Below are 18,322 nucleotides of genomic sequence, written 5' to 3'. Positions count from 1 at the left end.
ATTATTTCACAACACAAACACATAGATATGAAAAATCTATATTTATTATATTTTTTAATTCATCATATATTATTCTTTCGTTTTTGTATGTGAGGTTTTCACAAACTATTATTTTTTTATTGGGACTTATGCCATTGTCTATTAAATATTTTACATCCTCTTTTAGATTATTTGGCAGGAATATTACTTTTTCGTTGTTTTTTATTAGGTTTAGAAGGATTTTTCTATTTTCCTCCTTTCCATGAAGTGTTAAAATATGGTAATCCTCCCACGAAATTTTCAATCTTGAAGCTGCAATTTGAACAGAAGATATACCTGAGATTACACTAATATCCTCCTTTTTTGCGATGTTATATTTTAAAACTGTTTTTAATAATCCACTAAAACATGGGTCTCCTGTGGATAATATTGCAATGTTTTTATCTTTATTGCTCCTAACTATATTTTTTAACTCCCTAACCAAATTTTTTGTTAATATATATTTTTTATTTTCTTCAATATCAAATAACTTCAACGCTCTGCTACTACCAACTACAATATCGGAGTTTTCCACGATTTCAATTGCATTTAATGTAAGGTATTTTTTATCTCCTGGACCTATTCCTACAATATATATCATAATTTAACCATATTTAATTTTTTTATTTTAATTATTATTGTATTTAAGTATGCAGTGAATTATATTAAAAAACTTTATATATCAATATTGTTAAATGAATATTATAATAATTGATGTGATACTATGAGAGTTATTGGAGTAATTGGTCCGAAAAAATCTGGGAAAACCACCCTTATATGCAACATTTTAAAGAAATTAAAAGATATGAATATTGATGTAGCCGCTGTAAAACATAGTTTCCATGACGTTGAAGTTGATAAGGAAGGAACAGATTCCTACAATTTTAAACTTTATTCAAATGTGTCTATTTTAGCAGACAATAGTAAAACTGTATTCTTTTATAATAAAATGAATTTATATGGGATACTTTCCAAACTAAATAATGAATTTGTTATAATAGAAGGGTTTAAGGAGCAATTAAAAGAATTAAATATTCCAAAGATACTTATGGTAAAAGGAGATGAGGGTTCTGAGCTCTTAGATTCTCAAACTCTTATGATGATTAAAGATTACAATTACAATATTGATGAAGTTGTAGAAAAGGTGCTTGAAAAAAGTATAGTCCCAACATACAGTCTAAACTGTGGTCACTGTGGATATAACTGTAAGTTGTTTGTAGAAAAGGTCATTAGTGGGGAACTGCGATGGAACCAGTGCGTAATGGCAACAGGTGTAGAAATGATAGTTGATGGAAAAACCATTCCTATAAATCCGTTTGTTTCACAGATAATTAAAAACACCCTAAAAGGTATTATAAGTTCATTAAAGGGAGTGGACAATGAGCCAAAAAATATCTCTATAAATATTAAAAAAATTTGATTATTTATTTTTTAAATTTATATTTTTTTATAAAAATCGTTATCTATAAATATCATACATTGCAATAATTACCATAATTAAATATACATATTGAAAAATATATAAATATAAGATGGGATGTTATATTTATATATAATATTTAATAAATTTAAAAACCTAATTTTTGGTGATAAAATGGTTGTAGATGAAAATAAATATGAATATATGGCTGAAATTTTCAAAGCCTTTGCTGACCCAACAAGATTAATGATATTGAGATTATTAAGTGAAAACGATAGCATGTGTGTTTGTAATATTATAGATGAATTAAAAAAGCCTCAACCAACCATATCTCATCATTTAAATATATTAAAAAAATCCGGTATAATAAAAGCTAGAAAAGAGGGGACTTGGAACCACTATTATATAGTAAATTCAAAAGTTAAGGATATAATTTCCACAATAGATGAGATGATTAATAAATAATCTTTTCTTTTTTTATTATTTATAATTTATAAATATTTTTAAATTTTTTATATATTTTAAATTTTTTTTATTTCCAAAATAACCTAATAATTTAAAATAAAATCTTAATTTATAAAAATAGATATAAATATTTTATAATACATTATTTATCGGTGAAACTATGGGTATTCAAGAAGAGATAAAAAAATTAGAAGACGAGATAAAAAATACACAGTACAACAAAGCTACCCAAAAACATATTGGCATATTAAAAGCAAAACTTGCAAAATTAAGGGATATGCAAAATAAACCAAAAAACACGGGAACAGGGTACTCTTACGCGGTTAAAAAAACAGGGGATGCCACAGTAGCTTTTGTAGGATTTCCATCTGTTGGTAAATCTACACTTCTAAACAAAATTACAAATGCCAATTCAGAAGTTGGAGCTTATGCTTTCACAACATTAACAATAATTCCTGGTATTTTAGAATATAAGGGAGCAAAAATACAAGTATTAGATGCCCCAGGTATTATTACTGGTGCAGCCTTTGGAAAAGGTAGGGGTAGTGAAGTATTAGCCGCCATTAGAAATGTGGATTTGGTAATGCTTGTTGTTGATGTATTCTCACCTGAACATATTCCAGTAATTGAAAGGGAACTCTATAATGTTGGTATTAGATTGGACCAAAGACCACCAGATGTTAAGATTGTAAAAAAAGACAGAGGTGGAATTAATATAAATACCACAGTTCCTTTAACAAACATAGACGAAGAAACAATTGTAGCAATTCTACACGAACATAGGATACATAACGCAGATATTGTAATAAGGGATGATATTACAACAGACCAATTTATAGATGTGATTAGTGCAAATCGAGTATATATCCCATCTCTTGTTGTTGTGAACAAGGTGGATTTAGCCAATGAAGAACATATTCAAAGAATTGAAAAAGTTTTAAAGGATAGACCACATATTCTTGTTTCAGGTTATAAAAATATAAATATTGAAGAATTAAAAGAAAATATTTTCAATACCCTTGGATTTATGAAGGTTTATTTAAAACCACAGGGTAAAAAACCTGACCTTGACGAGCCACTTATTATTTTAAAAGGCTCCACTGTTGAGGATATATGTAATAAACTCCACAGAGATTTTGTAAAGAATTTTAGGTATGCGCTTGTTTGGGGAAAATCTGCAAAATATCCTGGTCAAAGGGTAGGTCTTAATCATGTATTGGAAGATGAAGATATACTTACAATCGTTATAAAAAGAACATAAAATGGAATATATTCAGTGAATTACTGTCCTTACGGACGAAGCTTCCAGCCTGTCCCGTAGTCTCCACAGGCGTCACTTCGGACTGTCCCAGCCCTAGGCTACCTTTTCTTTTCGGTAGCAATAAATATTGTGAGAATAGTTATATAAATAATTTTCGGCTTTCATCCCCCAGTAGCGAAGTGGAGACCTAAAACTAACTTTTAAGTTTTCATCACTATTGTTCAATGCTAATTAGAAAAACCTTCGGTTTAAACAAAACTCTTCGAGTTTTGTAGCTCGAAATCGGAGATTTCGATTTTTGCTTGCTTACTTTGTAAGTGAAATGAAGGATTTTTTAATTCTTATCTTCGCGAAGCGAGGAGATATTACAATCAAACGAAGTTAAAATCCGAAGGATTTATAACAGAAGGGACTTCTTGTGGAATAAGTTAAAATTAAATAAAATAAAATTATATAATGAAAAAAATAAAATATAACTTAATTATGAAAATAAAAAAATATAAAAAATAGATGATACAATGGAAATCAGTAATAAAAATAGAATAGTAGTAGAAGAAGAGGATAAAGAAACTGAAATGATTGAAAAACTAATGAAAGCTGGAAAAATCCACGCTGAAATAATGGAAGAGGCTGTAAATCTTATAAAACCAGATGCCAAACTTTACGATGTAGCCGAATATGTTGAAAATAAGACAAGAGAACTTGGAGGAGAAGTGGCATTTCCTTGTAATATATCCATAAATGATATTGCAGCACATTATACACCTATTTATGGGGATGAAAAGGTATTCTCTGAAAATGATGTTGTAAAGTTAGATGTCGGAGTTCATGTTGATGGATACATAGCAGACGGTGCAATAACAATTGATTTGTCGAACTCATATAAGGATTTAAAAAAGGCGTCAGAGGATGCCCTATATACCGTAATTAAAGAAATCATACCACCAATGAATATTGGGAAAATGGGAGAGATTATACAGGAAGTAATTGAGAGTTATGGTTATAAACCAATATCAAACCTATCTGGTCATGTCATGGAACAGTATGTTCTACATTCTGGGATAAGTATCCCTAACGTAAAGGAGAAATCAAAAGATTATATTGATGTTGGAGATATTGTGGCAATAGAACCTTTTGCAACTGATGGATTTGGAAGGGTATTTGATGGAAATGAAAAACACATATTTAAATATATAAAATCAAGACCTCTTAGATTACCCTCTGCAAGGAAAATATTAAAGATTATCGAAAAAAAATATCCACACCTTCCATTTGCAGAGAGATGGCTTGCAAATGAAGACCCAAAATATAGGGCAGGATTAAGAAATTTGATGAGCTCAGGTTGCATATATGGTTATCCCACATTAATTGAGAAAAATCATGGTATGGTAAGTCAGACTGAACATACAGTTTTAATTACTGAAAATGGAGCAAAAATTACAACAAAAAAATAAAAATAATAAAATTATATTATATATTAATAACGGTGATGTTATGATTGTAATATTAAATAATGGAGGTCAATATGTCCATAGAATACATAGGAGTTTGAAATATTTAAATATACCTTCAAAAATAATTCCAAATGACACACCATTATTTGAAATTGAAGGAAATGAGGAAATAAAAGGCATAATATTGAGTGGTGGTCCAGATATCGAAAAAGCATCAAAGTGTATAGATATTGCTTTAAATTCAAAACTCCCAATATTGGGCATTTGTTTAGGTCATCAATTAATAGCCCGGGCATATGGTGGAGAAGTTGGAAGGGCAAAATCTGAGGAATATGCCCGTACAAAGATATATGTTAAAAATAAAAATGATTTATTCAAAAATATACCCAAAGAATTTACTGCATGGGCATCTCACAAGGATGAGGTTAAAAAAATCCCTGAATGTTTTGAAATTCTTGCATATTCTGACATTTGTGATGTAGAATCCATAAAACACAAGGAAAAACCAGTATATGGCGTGCAGTTTCATCCAGAAGTATCCCATACAGAATATGGGTCTGAAATATTAAAAAATTTTTGTAGAGTTTGTGGATTAAATGATGAATAATGGATATATTGATTACTCTAAAAATTTTTTTCCAAGATTGATATATTTTTCAGACCCTACTTTTTTAATGATTTTAAAATAATTTTCCATCTCTTCTTTAATTTTTTTTCTTTTCTCATCATTCACAATATTTAATCGTGAATACAATACTGCCATCTCCACAATAAGACCTACTGCCCTATTGTAGGGCTTAAATGGGGGATATTTCAAATCTTTTTCTAAAATTATGGTGCTTTCAACAATCATAAGTTTAGAATTTCCATAATCATTTTTAGATTCTATAATTTTTCTATTATTTATTTTTGCCAAGTATATTTTGTAGGAATCCTTTAAGTATGGTATTAAACAGTCGTTATATTCCAAATGCCCATAATTTCCCTCATCATTTAGAACTGATTCAGCTATTAAATATGGAGAGCATATATTTATTATAAAATAATCTTCATTTTTTAAATTTTCGTAGGTGTGGGAGCCTTCATAGAGATGAGCAACTAGGATTTTATTATTTTTATAATATACTCCTATGGGAGCTCTGTTATCTTCATTAGTTTTACTATTTTTTGAGGTTATTACCACTTCATATTTCATATTATCTCCAAATTTATTATATTTTATTTCAATTACTAAAACATAAAAAATTAGTTTTTTTCAATTTGATAATATACGCCCTGCTTTGTATTTCTTCTCTTTAATTCATTTGAAACTTCATTCAATATATTTAATCGGTGCAAATTCCATTCCGGAGATATTTTTATTTCGTCGGGGGTTTTATCCTTTGACAATCTTTGAATCAACACATAAGGAGATAATCGTTCTAAAAAATCACATACAAGCTTAATATATTGTTTTTTGTCAAGGGTTTTATATTCCCCTCTCCAATAAAGATTTTCCAATTCGGTATTTTGGATTACAACCAATGGATATATTTTAAGTGCATCTATCTCAAGTTTAGAAAGTATTTTGGCAGTTTTCATCATATCATCCCATGTTTCATTGGGTAAACCTAAAATAACATGACCGCATACAAAAATACCTCTTTTTTTACATTCTAATATTGTTCTTACAGTATCTGAAACCTTATGTCTTCTGTTTAGAATATTTAATGTTCTTTGGTGCATAGTCTGTATTCCTAAATCAATCCATATTTCGTAACCTTCATTTACATAATCTTCTAAAATATCCAATTTTTCATCTTCAAGACAATCAGGTCTAGTTCCAATAGATAAGCCAATTACATCCGGATAGGAAAGAGCAAAATCCCAGAGTTCCTTTAATTTATTTGGGGTTCCATAAGTGTTTGTTCCAGGGTAAAAATATATATAAAATTTTTCAATGCCTTTGTTTTTTTGTTTTTCAATCTGTTTTTCAATCTGTTCCTTTAATGGGTATTTTGTATTGCAATATTTTACACTTATTGGTCTACCCATCTTTGGACAGAAAATACATCCTTTTGTATCCAATGTTCCATCCTTATTTGGACATGTGAATCCTGCATCAACAGGTATTTTAAAGGTTTTATAATGTTTTACTCTTTTAATATATAATCCGTATTGTGCTATCGGAAATCCGTCAGAATAAATGTTATCAATGATATTTTTATCAATAGTTTTAATAATATTTTTGTTTTTGGAAGAAGGTATTTTATTACAATTTATATTACTTTTATCTATATCAATATTGTTAATATCTATATTTTTAGATTTTTTGTTATTATGGTTGATTTCAGTCATAACATCACCATCATCATATATAAAATAATATTTTAAAAGAATATTACTATTTACGATTAAAAAATAAAAATAATATAAAGATATATGATAGACTAAGTAAATATAATATTTAAACATGACATGATGTATATATAAAAAGGATATTATAAATTATATATCTAAAATTTATTTTAAATTTATACGTTTAATTGGTGAAATAATGGAACTTCATATTGATGAGAAGAAACTTTTGAAAATATTTCAAGATAGCGGAAAAGAGGAAATTACTGTTAAGGAATTGGCAGAAAATGAATTAATGGGTTCAGAAACAAAGGTCATGAGAACTGCATTGTGGCTGTCTGGAAAGGAATTGGTAGAAATTATTGAGGATAAAAAAGAATATATTAAATTAACAGAAAGGGGAGAAAAGGCGTTAAATGAAGGTTTTCCAGAAAGAAAAATTGCAAATTATTTAAAAGAAAAAGGTATAAATTCAATACCAATTAAAGACCTTGGAAATATATTGGATAAATCTGAAATAAGTCCTGCATTGGGAAATTTGAAGAAAAAAAAGATTGCGAAAATTGATAAAGGGAATATTATTATAGACAATTTAGATTATATGGATGAAGAGGAAGAGCTCCTAAAAAAAATAAAAATAAATAATAATTTAGAAGAATATAATAATGCAAAAGCCATTGATAACTTGAAAAAAAGAGGATTTATCGAAGTTGAAGAAATAGTCGATAGGACAATTAAATTAACAGAAAAAGGAAAAGAATTCATAAAAAATCCAATTGAAATAAAGGAAGAGATATCTCAATTAACCAGAGAGCATATCATTAGTGGAAAATGGAAGGAATGCCACATAAGACCTTATGATGTGAATATTCCAACAGAAGATATATATCCTGCAAAAATTCATCCCATGGCAAGAGTAATAAATGAAGTTAAGGATATTTTAATTGGGATGGGGTTCAAGGAGGTAAAAAACCCTATCGTTGAGGTAGAATTTTGGAACTTTGATGTATTATTTGAACCGCAAGACCATCCAGCAAGAGATATGCAGGATACATTCTTTTTAAGATATCCTGACAAAGGGGATGTTCCAGCTGAGCTCCTAAAAAAAGTTAAAGACATACATGAGAACGGCATGTTCGATGGTGAAAAGATTTCTAAGGGATGGAGTTATAAATTTGACGAAAATATATCAAAGAGAACAGTTTTAAGAACTCATACAACCGTTTCGTCAATAAAATATTTAGCTTCATTATCGGATGAAGAAAAAAATCACGCTCATAAGGTATTTTGTATAGATAGGGTATTTAGGAACGAAACTATTGATTATAAGCATCTTCCTGAATTTTACCAATGTGAAGGAATAATTATGGATGACGATGTTAATTTTGATAACCTAATGGGCATTTTAGTGGAATTTTTAAGGAGATTGGGCTTTGATAAAGTCAGAGTAAGACCTGCATACTTCCCATTTACAGAACCTTCATTGGAAGCAGAGGTTTATTTGGAAGGAAAAGGATGGCTCGAACTTCTCGGAGCTGGAATATTCAGACCTGAGGTGCTTAAACCCATTGGAATAGAAAAACCAGTTTTGGCATGGGGCATTGGATTGAGTAGATTGGCTATGCTTAGGTTGGGATTAACTGATATAAGGGAGCTCCATAAGAATGAATTGAACTGGCTTAAAAAGGTTAAATACAGGCAGTAAAAGCGTAAAATAAAATATGGCAACTTAAAATTATTATAATATAATAATATAATAAAAATAATTAAACTATAAAATGGGAAAAAATGGGAATTGAAGAATCTATAAAGTGCGCGTATGTTGAATCATACAATGGGATTAGAAAAGGAGATAAAAAAGAAGAGGTTGAATTGATTAAACAAATGATATTAAATGCAAAAAATATCGTCGTTGCAACAAACAATCCAAAAAAATTTAAAGTAGTAAAGGATATTCTCCTAAAGATATTAAATAAAGAAAAAAATAAGAATATAGTTATATCAAAAATAGATATACCCACAGAAGTTTCAGATTTAACAAGGATGCCTGCATTAAATAAGGGCTTAATTGCCGCGGATACTTCAAATGCCGATATTATTATTGCAAGAGGTAGGTTCGGCGTTCCAGGTTCTGGCTCAATGTTATTGATTATGGACAATAAAGGAAGGATATTAACAGGTTCATTATCTCCGTCATCAATCATACATAAAAAAAGTATTGAAGATACGGTAAAAAGTGAATTAATCGATGCACTAAAAAGGATTGGAATTACAGGTAATCATTGGTGATAATATGAAATATGGTATAACAGAAACCGTAAAAACAATAGAATCAAAAATAAAAGTTAAAGATATTATTTATGACATTGTGGAAAAAAAGACAAACGCCATAAAATACTTTTTAGAGGGGCAAGAATTTAAACAAGCTATTGTTTTTGGTGCTTATTTATGTGGAAATTATATGGCTCACTCACTAATAAGAGATTCAGATGAGGTCATACTTGTAGATGTTTATCCACATTTAAAAGATATAATAATAAACGAAAAAATAACATTTATGGATTCAAACAAATTCAATTTAGCATTGAGAAATGGAAAACTAAACCCTGATTTGATTGTTGATATAACTGGAATAGGTGGTATAGAACCAGAGATTCTATCACAATTTAATCCAGATGTGCTTATTGTAGAAAATCCAAAATGCACATACGATATAGATATTTTTGAAATAGACAACTCCATGGAAAGATTAAATACCGGTAAAAAAAGAGGTTTGTTGAATACTTTTAGGTCATCAAAAGTTTCAAAAACTTCTGGAACTATGACTCTAACTATTGATACTGTGCTTGATTCATGTAATGAAATAAGGGAGCTCGACGGGGTGCTTTATACCATACCTAATTTGAAGTATTATGAAGGAATACTCTTCCAGGAGAAAGATGCTAAAAAATTTATAAGTGAATTGAATACACCTGCAATAACCGTAAGCTGTTTAGATGATGATATTACTCCAGAAATAGATAAAATATTATTAAAAAATATGAAGAGAATCAATTCATTTGTGGAAAAAATAAAATAATTTAATATATTTTTTATTTTTTTTAGGGATAATATGGATAGAAAACAGGGGTTTAATGTATTTAAACATATATTTAAATGGACTATTATATCGGCTGTGATAGGGGTTGTTGGGAGCCTTAGCTCCATAATCATCACAAAGATTATTGGTTTTTTATCCCCCATATCAAATAACAATATATGCACTATTCCAATTATATTGGCTTTTGCAGGTTATTTTGTAGATAAATATCCACATTTAAAAGGTTCTGGGGTAGATAGGACCTTAAACGCATATAACAAAAAGATATTGTTAAATCCCTTTATTGGATTTTTAAAAATAGTTATATCTGGTATTGTAATAGGCATGGGCGGAAGCGCTGGAAAAGTTGGGCCCTCTATTCAAGCCAGCTCCTCCTTTGCAGATTTTATATATAAAAAATTTAAGTTAAGAAATAGAAAGGCATTGCTTATAAGTGGTATTGCAGGGGGTATAAGTGGGGATTTATGTGCTCCATTAGGTTCTGCTGTTTTTGCAGCAGAGATTATAAAAAGAGAAGGATTTGAATACATATCTTGCTTTCCAGCAATAATGGCCAGTATTTTTGGATATCTATCTTATGTTGTGGTGTTTAAACAGGTGCGATTGTTTAGCACACTACTTAATTATCATATTAGTATATTGGATTTTCCAACTATATTTCTCTGTGCTATATTTTGTGGTATAATATCCTATTTATATATTCATACATTTGATGATATAAGAGTATTTTTCGATAAACTACCCTATCCCCAATATTTAAAATCGTTTGTAGGTGGATGCATTGTTGCTTTTATTGGATATTTCATTCCGCAATCCCTTGGTTTGGGTGCAGATTTGGTGAATCAATTTTTAACATTAAAATATGGAACAATTACGCTCCTATTTATTTTATTTAGTAAGATATTTACTACCTCTTTTACAGTTGGAACTGGAACCCCCGGAGGACTTGTAGTGCCTTCTATTATTATTGGAGCCTGTGCCGGGGCATTTTTTGGAACACTTATTGGAACCCATGTTATAATACCATTTGTGGTGGTGGGTATAGCAACCTGCCTATCTGCCATGGCAAATGTCCCGCTGGCTTCTGCAATATTATGCACAGAAATATTTGGTTTTGACTTTGCCATACCCTCAGCAATTGGAGCTTTAATGGGATTTCAACTTGTTAGGTGGAAAACAATATACGAAAATATTAAATTTTAAAAATTTATAATAATAAAAAATTATTTATATTTTATTTACAACGACTTCAAGGGCATTCATAAATGCATCCTTTTCAGGTATGACCACGGCAACAGGAACCCTTACAACTTTTTCAATGCTCGAACTTACAATGGGAGCGCAAATTATCGCCTTGACCCCTTCTCTTTCTGCCTGTATGGATGCAGTAATACAATCTTCTAATGTATTTGCAGGATATTCTTTTAATAGATAATCTTTGCCTTTTACAGAAAAAATTTTAGTTTTTATTTTATCCAATGAAGGTCTAGCCGCAATCACAGCTATTTTATCAATCTCATCTTTATCTTTTTCAAATTCTTTTAATGTATCAATGATTTTTTTAAGAGTAGATACCCTAAAGTCTCTCCCCTGTACTATTTTGTAAAGTGTGCTGTATGGTATTTTGGATATGTCAGAAAACTCCTTTAAAGGTATATTAAGTTCCAATAGAATTTTTTTAAATTCATCTGTGAATTTATTCGAATCCAAGCTTAATAAAAGCCTCTCATGTACTTTCATGGTTTCACAAAAATAAGTTTTATTATGTCTTTAATTAAATTATAATATAAAAAAATTTATAATTAATAAAAAATAATAATGTATTTTTTATACAATATAGTCAATACCTAAAGATTTATTTTTTTGGGAAGGTTTGGGTATTATCCTTCTAGGTGTTTCTCCTCCCCCATATATATTCGAAGATTTCACACCAGTTATTATTGTCATAACCCTAATACAGCCCTCCATAGTGGGGTCAATTCTCGCACCCCATATTACATTTGCATTGGATTCCATATTTTCAGTTATGCCTTCACCTATTCTATTAGCCTCTCCAAGTGTTAAATCTGGTCCCCCTGTAATATGTATTAAGGCTCCTGTGGCACCTTTATAATCTACATCCAAAAGAGGACAGCTTAATGTATCCTTAACAACTTTTTCAACCCTATCTCCTTTTGTTTCATAATCTACTTCACCAACACCAATCATTGCTACTCCACCATCGGTCATAATGGACTTTACATCGGCATAGTCTATATTTATTAAACTCTTTTTAGATATGGTTTCAGTAATACCCTTAACTGCCTGGGCTATTATTTCATCTGCAACTTTAAATGCCTCATTTATAGGTAAATTTGGAACAAACTCAACAAGCCTGTTATTGTCAATCACAATAACTGTATCACAACTTTCAGTTAGTCTTGCAAGACCTTCATCAGCCTTTTTTAGCCTTGCTCTTTCTATTTTGAAAGGATATGTGACCATTCCAATAACTACTGCACCATTTTCTTTTGCTATTTCAGCTACAATAGGTGCAGAGCCAGTTCCTGTTCCACCACCCATACCCGCAGTAATAAATACTAAATCTGCATTTTTTAAAACATCCTCCAATACATTTTTTGCTAGTTCAGCTGATTTTTTTCCAATTTCAGGGTATCCTCCTGCTCCAAGCCCTCTTGTTAATGTGGAACCAATTAAAATCTTTTTATCTGCATTTATATGTTCTAAATGCTGTTTATCAGTGTTTAAAGCTATGGTTTCCGCACCTTCAATTCCTATCTCCATAAGTCTATGAACTGTATTGTTTCCTGCACCTCCACATCCAACTACAATAATACTGGCATTTCCAAAATCATCTTTTGACATTTGTTTATTGTATAATTCATTATTGTTCTTTGATAAGGCTTCGCTAACCAATCTCATATTATCCTCCTTTATAAATTTAATCTTTAAAATAGATATAAAACATTTTGTATTACCATATATTTATATTTTCCTTTTTATCAAATTTAACATTTTTTATTAAATTTAAAAGGTATTAAATAACAGAAAAGTATATATACATTAAGTATAAATAAATAGATTGGCTAGGCTGGGGGGTTAGGCGTCCCCTGTAACCCGAAATCGTCTCATGCGGGAGCCGAAAACTTGGGGGCGGTATGAGCATCTTCCTGCTCATTCCCAAGTTCTGTGTTGACATTTCGTCCTGTGGGGTAAGGCGGTGGAGGGACCCACTCTGTAGGGAGTGGGCAAACCTCCTTAATCCACCGAACCCCGTCAGGCCCGGAAGGGAGCAGCGGTAGGTGGGACACCGACGCTCACAGGGTAGCGGAATCGAGCAGAACTTGGGGTAGATGGGCAGGAGGAGCTTATATCCACCCCAAGGAAGCCACTTTTTATTAAAAGAATTTTTGCTTTTTTTGTATTGTTCTATCATCATCGATTTAAGCAGTCTATTCAGCAGATAATGGATATTACGCTTTTTTACATTTTCCAAGAATATATTTTGTAAGTATTTTATTTTTATTATTTTATTATTAACCATTATATATATCCAAAATTTATTTTATATTTTCAACCATATTATTGATTATAGGATTATTGGTTTTAAAAGTGGCAGGTGATAAATTGATTGTAGGAGTTATTTCAGACACTCACATCGGTGATAGAGCAGATAAAATACCAAAGGAAGTTTATAATGAGTTTTCGAATGTAGATTTAATCATACATTGTGGAGACCTAACGTCAAAATCTATTTTAGATGAATTAGCTGATATAGGGGAAGTAATGGCAGTTAAGGGAAATATGGACTATCTCGAACTTCCAAGGGAGAAAGTTTTGAACATTAAAAACTTTAAAATAGGCATTATCCACGGAGATATAATTTATCCCAGAGAGGATTTATTAAAGATGAAATATTACAGCTTAGAAAAAGATTTGGATGTTCTTATATCTGGGCATACTCATATTCCACTTATAAAAGAAATAGAAATACCTGAATTAAACAAAAAAATCCTTTTATTAAATCCCGGAAGCCCAACAGTTCCAAGATTTCCACTTAAAACCATTATGAAAATTGAAATTAAAAATAACCTAATAAAACCTAATTTAATTCCACTTCAAAAATAAAATAGGATAAAAGGCAGAATAGGGATGAAATTAATATAAATTAATATTAAATGTAAGAATATATTTTTTTAAGTTTTGATATGAGCTCTTTTTGTTTATTTTCTATTGTGTTTTCACTGTAATCAAGAGCTCCTGTTGGACATACCATCTTGCATAATTCTACCTCTTTTTTGGCACCTCCATTGCATTTAAATATTGTTTTTGTATTGTAATCCATTCTAATAGCTCCAAATGGACAAGCCTCAATGCAAATTCCACAACCTATACATTTCTTTTTATCAACTACTACTTTATCATTTAAACGAATTAATGCATTTTCAGGACATGCTTTCATACATGGAGCATCTTCACAATGCATACATTTTAAGGGAATCCCATCCACTACGAAAATACCGTTTAAAGGACATATCCTCTCACATCTACCACAACTTACACAGAGTTTTACATTGGGCATTAGTTTCATAATTTCACCAAAAATATCATATACATTAATTTAGTGGATTACCTATTTTTGCCGAGCTCGTTATTTTTGACAGTATGTTTGAATCCTCTTTCCTATCTGATTTTGTGTATAATTTGGATATATTTTCGAGATTTTTAGTTCTTCTATCAAATATAATATTGTTTATATCCATAACCTCCAAACATCTCTTAGAACATGCTTTAACACAGGCACATTCTTTATCATTCTGCTCTATACATAACGAACACTTATGGGCTACATTGGTCATAGAAATAGCACCAAACGGACAAGCCATTGCACACAATCCACAACCTATACATTTAGATTCATCTAAGTAAATAACACCATCCTTATTTTCAATAGCCTCAACAGGACATACTTCTTTACAAGGTGCCGATGCACAATGCTGACATACTACGGGCAAATATCTATCCTCATGTTCCAATATACCTATTCTACTTATTCCATGAAGTTCCATGCATGCCCTAACACAATCTCCACAGTTATCACATTTATCATTAATCATCACTATTTTTTTCATGATAAACACCTAAGTATATATTTATAACCCCAACAATTTGCATCTTTCATCTATGTATTTTTGCAACATTTCAATGTCTTTATCTGTTAAATGTCTATATCTCTTCTGAAGTTTTACATATTCATTCAGTGGCTTTCTTTTTAAAGGTCTATAAGTTATTTTAAATTCCCCATTTTTAATTTCATAAAGTGGAAATACACCAGTTTCTACTGCCAATCTTCCTATTTTTACAGTATATTTCGGGTCATATTTCCATCCAGTAGTGCAGGGTTGAAGTGCATGAATAAATGCTGGACCTTCTATTTCACATGCTTTTTTAACCTTATTCATGAAATCCTCAGGATAGCTCAAACATGCTGTAGCAACATAAGGAACACCATGTGCAGCTATAATCATGGCCATGTCCTTTTTAGGCCTATCTTCCCCTTTTATGACAGTGCCCACAGGAGAAGTTGTTGTTGATGCAAGTAATGGTGTAGAACTACTTCTTTGAATACCTGTATTCATGTATGCCTCGTTGTCATACATTATATATAGCATGTTGTGCCCTCTTTCCATAGCACCACTTAATGCCTGGAAACCAATGTCTGCTGTTCCTCCATCTCCACCAAATGCTATTACATTTATTTTTTTATTGGCATATTTTTTTCTCTTTCTCTGTAAAACCTTTATCGCTCTTTCTACGCCACTTGCAGCTGCTGCGGCATTTTCAAAAGCAACATGTATCCATGGAACTCTCCAAGCTGTTTCAGGATATGGTGTGGTCATAACCTCTAAACATCCTGTGGCATTTACTACTATTGTATCTTTTCCAGCAGCTTTTAATGCCTGCCTAACGATAATTGCTGCTCCACACCCAGCACAACCTCTATGACCAGAAGCTAAATATTCCTCTCTTGGAAATTGTTTTTCAGTCATTTCTATCACCAAATTTTATAATATATTATTTTTAAATTATTTTATTTTTTATTTTTTATTTATTGTTCTTTTAATCCCATCCATTTGGTTTCTCCATCCTCTGCCTTTTCAGCATGTTTCATGATTTCTTTGATATCATCCTGTCTTATATCTCTTCCACCCAATCCAACAATATAGTTTGTAGTTTTTTTATCCTTTAAAAAACCAGCTAAGTCAGTATATACTGCACCTTTATTCATTCCAAAGGTTATATCCTTATCAAGGATGGCAATATTTTTAGCATTCTTTAATGCCTCCCTTATGTGGTTTATTGGCAATGGTCTGTATGTCCTTATTCTTAAAAGACCATATTCTTTTCCTTCCTGTTTTAAATCATCAATAACTTCTTTAATTGTTCCACAAACTGACCCCATGGCAACAAGCACAGTTTCTGCATTTTCTATGTTGTATGTTTCTATTAATCCATTTCCGTATTTTCTTCCAAATTTCTTTGCAAATTCTTCATTAACATCCATTATAACTTTTTCAGCATTATTCATTGCATTTTGGACATTATATTTAGATTCCATATAGCAACTTGGAACACCCACAGGTCCTTGGGTTATTGGTCTATCTGGGTCTAAATATGCATGTTTGGGTTCATAAATACCTACGAAATCCCTTACTTCTTCTTCATCAGGTAATTCCACAGGTTCAACTGTATGGGTAAGTATAAACCCGTCTAAATTAACCATAACTGGTAATAATACCTTCTCATTCTCTGCAATTTTGAATGCCTGAATTATTGAATCCAATGTTTCTTGGTTATCCGCAGCATATATCTGAATCCATCCCGTATCTCTCTGAGATATACTATCCTGCTGGTCATTCCAAATGTTTATTGGAGCAGATAATGCCCTATTTGCATTCATCATAACTATTGGCAATCTCATACCTGATGCTATAAACAATACCTCATGCATTAACGCCAATCCCTGAGATGATGTTGCAGTGAAAGTTCTTGCACCTGTTGCACTTGCCCCAATACATGCACTTATTGCTGAGTGCTCACTTTCTACCTTAATAAATTCTGCATCCAACTCTCCATTTGCAACAAACTCTGCCAATTTTTCCACACATGTTGTCTGAGGAGTTATCGGATAAGCTGAAATAACATCTACATCACATAACCTTGCAGCTTCCGCAGCAGCAGATGTTCCAGTGATAATTTTAACTTTACTCATAATCTATCCACCTTCTCTTCTATATTTAATAAATAAGCAAATATTTAGTTTATTTTTCTTCTCTTATACTACTTATGGCTTTAACAGGACATTCATTTACACATATAAGGCAACCCTTACAGTAATCATAATCTATCTCAAATTTCCCATCTTTTTCCTTAATACATCCTTCTGGACAAAATATAAAGCAGTTTTCACACATTACGCATTTATCTTTATCCATAATTGGCTTGAATACCCTCCAACTACCTGTTTTATTAGTAGAATTTCCTGGTTCGTATATTATGGTTCCAACAGTAACCATTCCATCACCTTACATAATTTTAATCTTTTTTTACTAATTACATCTTTTAGATATTTAGAATATATGGAGATAATGTTTATTCTTCTTTAATCATATTATATGCAACTTCCGCAGCTTTTGCATTTTTTTCTCCGAGTTTTTTTGGGAATGTATCCATAATTGCCTTTTTAAGTGAGTCAATGGTAACTTCTCCCGTAACTCCAGTAAATGCTCCCAATATAACAGTATTCACAATAGGGAGCCCCAACACTTCAAGAGCCACATCTGTTGCATCAATTGTATAGGTATCATAACCTTCCAATTTTATGTCCTTATTCGTGTTTATTACAATTTTTCCACCTTTTTTCAAACCACTCGTAACATCAATGGTATCTAAAAGTGTTGGGTCTTGAACTACAACATAATCAGGCTCATATATTTGACTCCTCAACCTTATTTTCTTATCATCAATTCTTGTAAAAGCCATAACAGGAGCTCCCCGTCTTTCAACACCGAAAAACGGAAAAGCTTGGGAAAACTTACCATCATAAAAAGCAGCTTTTGCTAAAATTTGAGCGGCAGTAACTGCTCCTTGACCGCCCCTTCCATGAAATCTAATTTCAATCATTACTTCACCTCATATAATAATTAATTAAATATCATTATTATTTTTAATTAAATTATTTTTAATTAAAGTTTTAACCATCATTA

At 31.0% G+C, this 18,322-nt stretch carries 21 protein-coding genes and 1 other RNA gene; 11 read left to right on the top strand and 11 right to left on the bottom strand.

The window, feature by feature from the left end; all coding sequences use genetic code 11:
- Window position 1 precedes the first annotated feature (1 nt).
- Window positions 2-619: a cobalt-precorrin-7 (C(5))-methyltransferase gene (locus tag F7B34_RS01185; RefSeq protein ID WP_292459651.1), complete on the bottom strand. Its 618-nt coding sequence runs from the start codon at window positions 617-619 to the stop codon at window positions 2-4.
- Between the two features lie 123 nt (window positions 620-742).
- Between F7B34_RS01185 and mobB the strand changes: the two genes are divergently transcribed.
- The 5 genes from mobB to F7B34_RS01160 all read left to right on the top strand — a co-directional run bounded on the left by mobB (window position 743) and on the right by F7B34_RS01160 (window position 5,225).
- The gene (mobB, locus tag F7B34_RS01180) at window positions 743-1,438 is read left to right on the top strand and encodes a molybdopterin-guanine dinucleotide biosynthesis protein B (RefSeq protein WP_292459649.1); all 696 of its coding nucleotides are present in this window, start codon (window positions 743-745) and stop codon (window positions 1,436-1,438) included.
- 174 nt (window positions 1,439-1,612) lie between these two features.
- Window positions 1,613-1,903: a helix-turn-helix transcriptional regulator gene (locus F7B34_RS01175; RefSeq protein ID WP_292459647.1), complete on the top strand. Its 291-nt coding sequence runs from the start codon at window positions 1,613-1,615 to the stop codon at window positions 1,901-1,903.
- A gap of 160 nt (window positions 1,904-2,063) precedes the next feature.
- A complete protein-coding gene (locus tag F7B34_RS01170) occupies window positions 2,064-3,164 on the top strand; it encodes a GTP-binding protein (protein WP_292459645.1) in 1,101 nt (366 codons plus the stop codon).
- A 575-nt stretch (window positions 3,165-3,739) separates the two neighbouring features.
- A complete protein-coding gene (gene map, locus F7B34_RS01165) occupies window positions 3,740-4,618 on the top strand; it encodes a type II methionyl aminopeptidase (protein WP_292459681.1) in 879 nt (292 codons plus the stop codon).
- Window positions 4,619-4,658: 40 nt separating this feature from the next.
- Window positions 4,659-5,225, top strand: coding sequence for a GMP synthase subunit A (locus F7B34_RS01160; protein WP_292459643.1), 567 nt, complete (start codon window positions 4,659-4,661; stop codon window positions 5,223-5,225).
- A gap of 12 nt (window positions 5,226-5,237) precedes the next feature.
- On the opposite strand, the gene F7B34_RS01155 is transcribed toward F7B34_RS01160, so the two are convergent.
- Together F7B34_RS01155 and F7B34_RS01150 are read right to left on the bottom strand one after the other, a co-directional pair.
- Window positions 5,238-5,813 carry a DUF447 domain-containing protein gene (locus tag F7B34_RS01155; RefSeq protein ID WP_292459640.1) on the bottom strand — a complete coding sequence of 192 codons (576 nt, stop codon included), beginning with the start codon at window positions 5,811-5,813 and terminating at the stop codon, window positions 5,238-5,240.
- Between the two features lie 50 nt (window positions 5,814-5,863).
- Window positions 5,864-6,955: a TIGR01212 family radical SAM protein gene (locus tag F7B34_RS01150; protein ID WP_292459638.1), complete on the bottom strand. Its 1,092-nt coding sequence runs from the start codon at window positions 6,953-6,955 to the stop codon at window positions 5,864-5,866.
- 199 nt (window positions 6,956-7,154) lie between these two features.
- Between F7B34_RS01150 and F7B34_RS01145 the strand changes: the two genes are divergently transcribed.
- The 4 genes from F7B34_RS01145 (at window position 7,155) to F7B34_RS01130 (ending at window position 11,258) form a co-directional block, all read left to right on the top strand.
- Window positions 7,155-8,660, top strand: a complete 1,506-nt coding sequence (locus F7B34_RS01145; protein ID WP_292459636.1) for a phenylalanine--tRNA ligase subunit alpha — start codon at window positions 7,155-7,157, stop codon at window positions 8,658-8,660.
- A gap of 83 nt (window positions 8,661-8,743) precedes the next feature.
- Window positions 8,744-9,244: a FeGP cofactor biosynthesis guanylyltransferase HcgB family protein gene (locus F7B34_RS01140; RefSeq protein WP_292459634.1), complete on the top strand. Its 501-nt coding sequence runs from the start codon at window positions 8,744-8,746 to the stop codon at window positions 9,242-9,244.
- 4 nt (window positions 9,245-9,248) lie between these two features.
- Window positions 9,249-10,034, top strand: a complete 786-nt coding sequence (locus F7B34_RS01135) for an SAM-dependent methyltransferase HcgC family protein (RefSeq protein ID WP_292459631.1) — start codon at window positions 9,249-9,251, stop codon at window positions 10,032-10,034.
- Window positions 10,035-10,067: 33 nt separating this feature from the next.
- Window positions 10,068-11,258: a chloride channel protein gene (locus F7B34_RS01130; protein ID WP_292459629.1), complete on the top strand. Its 1,191-nt coding sequence runs from the start codon at window positions 10,068-10,070 to the stop codon at window positions 11,256-11,258.
- A 24-nt stretch (window positions 11,259-11,282) separates the two neighbouring features.
- Here F7B34_RS01130 and F7B34_RS01125 read toward each other — a convergent pair whose 3' ends face one another.
- The gene (locus F7B34_RS01125) at window positions 11,283-11,795 is read right to left on the bottom strand and encodes a helix-turn-helix domain-containing protein (protein ID WP_292459627.1); all 513 of its coding nucleotides are present in this window, start codon (window positions 11,793-11,795) and stop codon (window positions 11,283-11,285) included.
- Between the two features lie 87 nt (window positions 11,796-11,882).
- Entirely contained in the window at window positions 11,883-12,977 is a 1,095-nt protein-coding gene (gene ftsZ / locus F7B34_RS01120; RefSeq protein ID WP_292459625.1) for a cell division protein FtsZ, read from the bottom strand.
- 157 nt (window positions 12,978-13,134) lie between these two features.
- On the opposite strand from ftsZ, the gene ffs reads away from it, so the two are divergent.
- Both ffs and F7B34_RS01110 read left to right on the top strand, forming a co-directional pair.
- Window positions 13,135-13,450: signal recognition particle sRNA (gene ffs, locus F7B34_RS01115), an RNA gene on the top strand.
- Window positions 13,451-13,682: 232 nt separating this feature from the next.
- Window positions 13,683-14,183, top strand: a complete 501-nt coding sequence (locus tag F7B34_RS01110) for a YfcE family phosphodiesterase (protein ID WP_292459622.1) — start codon at window positions 13,683-13,685, stop codon at window positions 14,181-14,183.
- Window positions 14,184-14,229: 46 nt separating this feature from the next.
- On the opposite strand, the gene F7B34_RS01105 is transcribed toward F7B34_RS01110, so the two are convergent.
- From F7B34_RS01105 to F7B34_RS01080, 6 genes are all read right to left on the bottom strand, one after another.
- Entirely contained in the window at window positions 14,230-14,646 is a 417-nt protein-coding gene (locus F7B34_RS01105) for a 4Fe-4S dicluster domain-containing protein (RefSeq protein ID WP_292459620.1), read from the bottom strand.
- Between the two features lie 25 nt (window positions 14,647-14,671).
- Window positions 14,672-15,187, bottom strand: coding sequence for a 4Fe-4S dicluster domain-containing protein (locus F7B34_RS01100; RefSeq protein ID WP_292459618.1), 516 nt, complete (start codon window positions 15,185-15,187; stop codon window positions 14,672-14,674).
- A gap of 21 nt (window positions 15,188-15,208) precedes the next feature.
- Complete coding sequence (gene porB, locus F7B34_RS01095; protein WP_292459616.1) at window positions 15,209-16,105, bottom strand: pyruvate synthase subunit PorB; 897 nt, start codon at window positions 16,103-16,105, stop codon at window positions 15,209-15,211.
- A gap of 59 nt (window positions 16,106-16,164) precedes the next feature.
- Entirely contained in the window at window positions 16,165-17,328 is a 1,164-nt protein-coding gene (gene porA / locus F7B34_RS01090; protein WP_292459615.1) for a pyruvate synthase subunit PorA, read from the bottom strand.
- Window positions 17,329-17,377: 49 nt separating this feature from the next.
- Window positions 17,378-17,632, bottom strand: coding sequence for a pyruvate synthase subunit PorD (gene porD / locus F7B34_RS01085; RefSeq protein WP_292459614.1), 255 nt, complete (start codon window positions 17,630-17,632; stop codon window positions 17,378-17,380).
- A 76-nt stretch (window positions 17,633-17,708) separates the two neighbouring features.
- Complete coding sequence (locus F7B34_RS01080; RefSeq protein ID WP_292459613.1) at window positions 17,709-18,239, bottom strand: pyruvate ferredoxin oxidoreductase subunit gamma; 531 nt, start codon at window positions 18,237-18,239, stop codon at window positions 17,709-17,711.
- Window positions 18,240-18,322 lie beyond the last annotated feature (83 nt).

It is taken from the genome of Methanothermococcus sp., assembly GCF_015523155.1.
Taxonomy (GTDB): Archaea; AGJL01; Methanococci; order Methanococcales; family Methanococcaceae; genus Methanofervidicoccus.
This window is presented reverse-complemented; position numbering and strand designations above follow the sequence as displayed.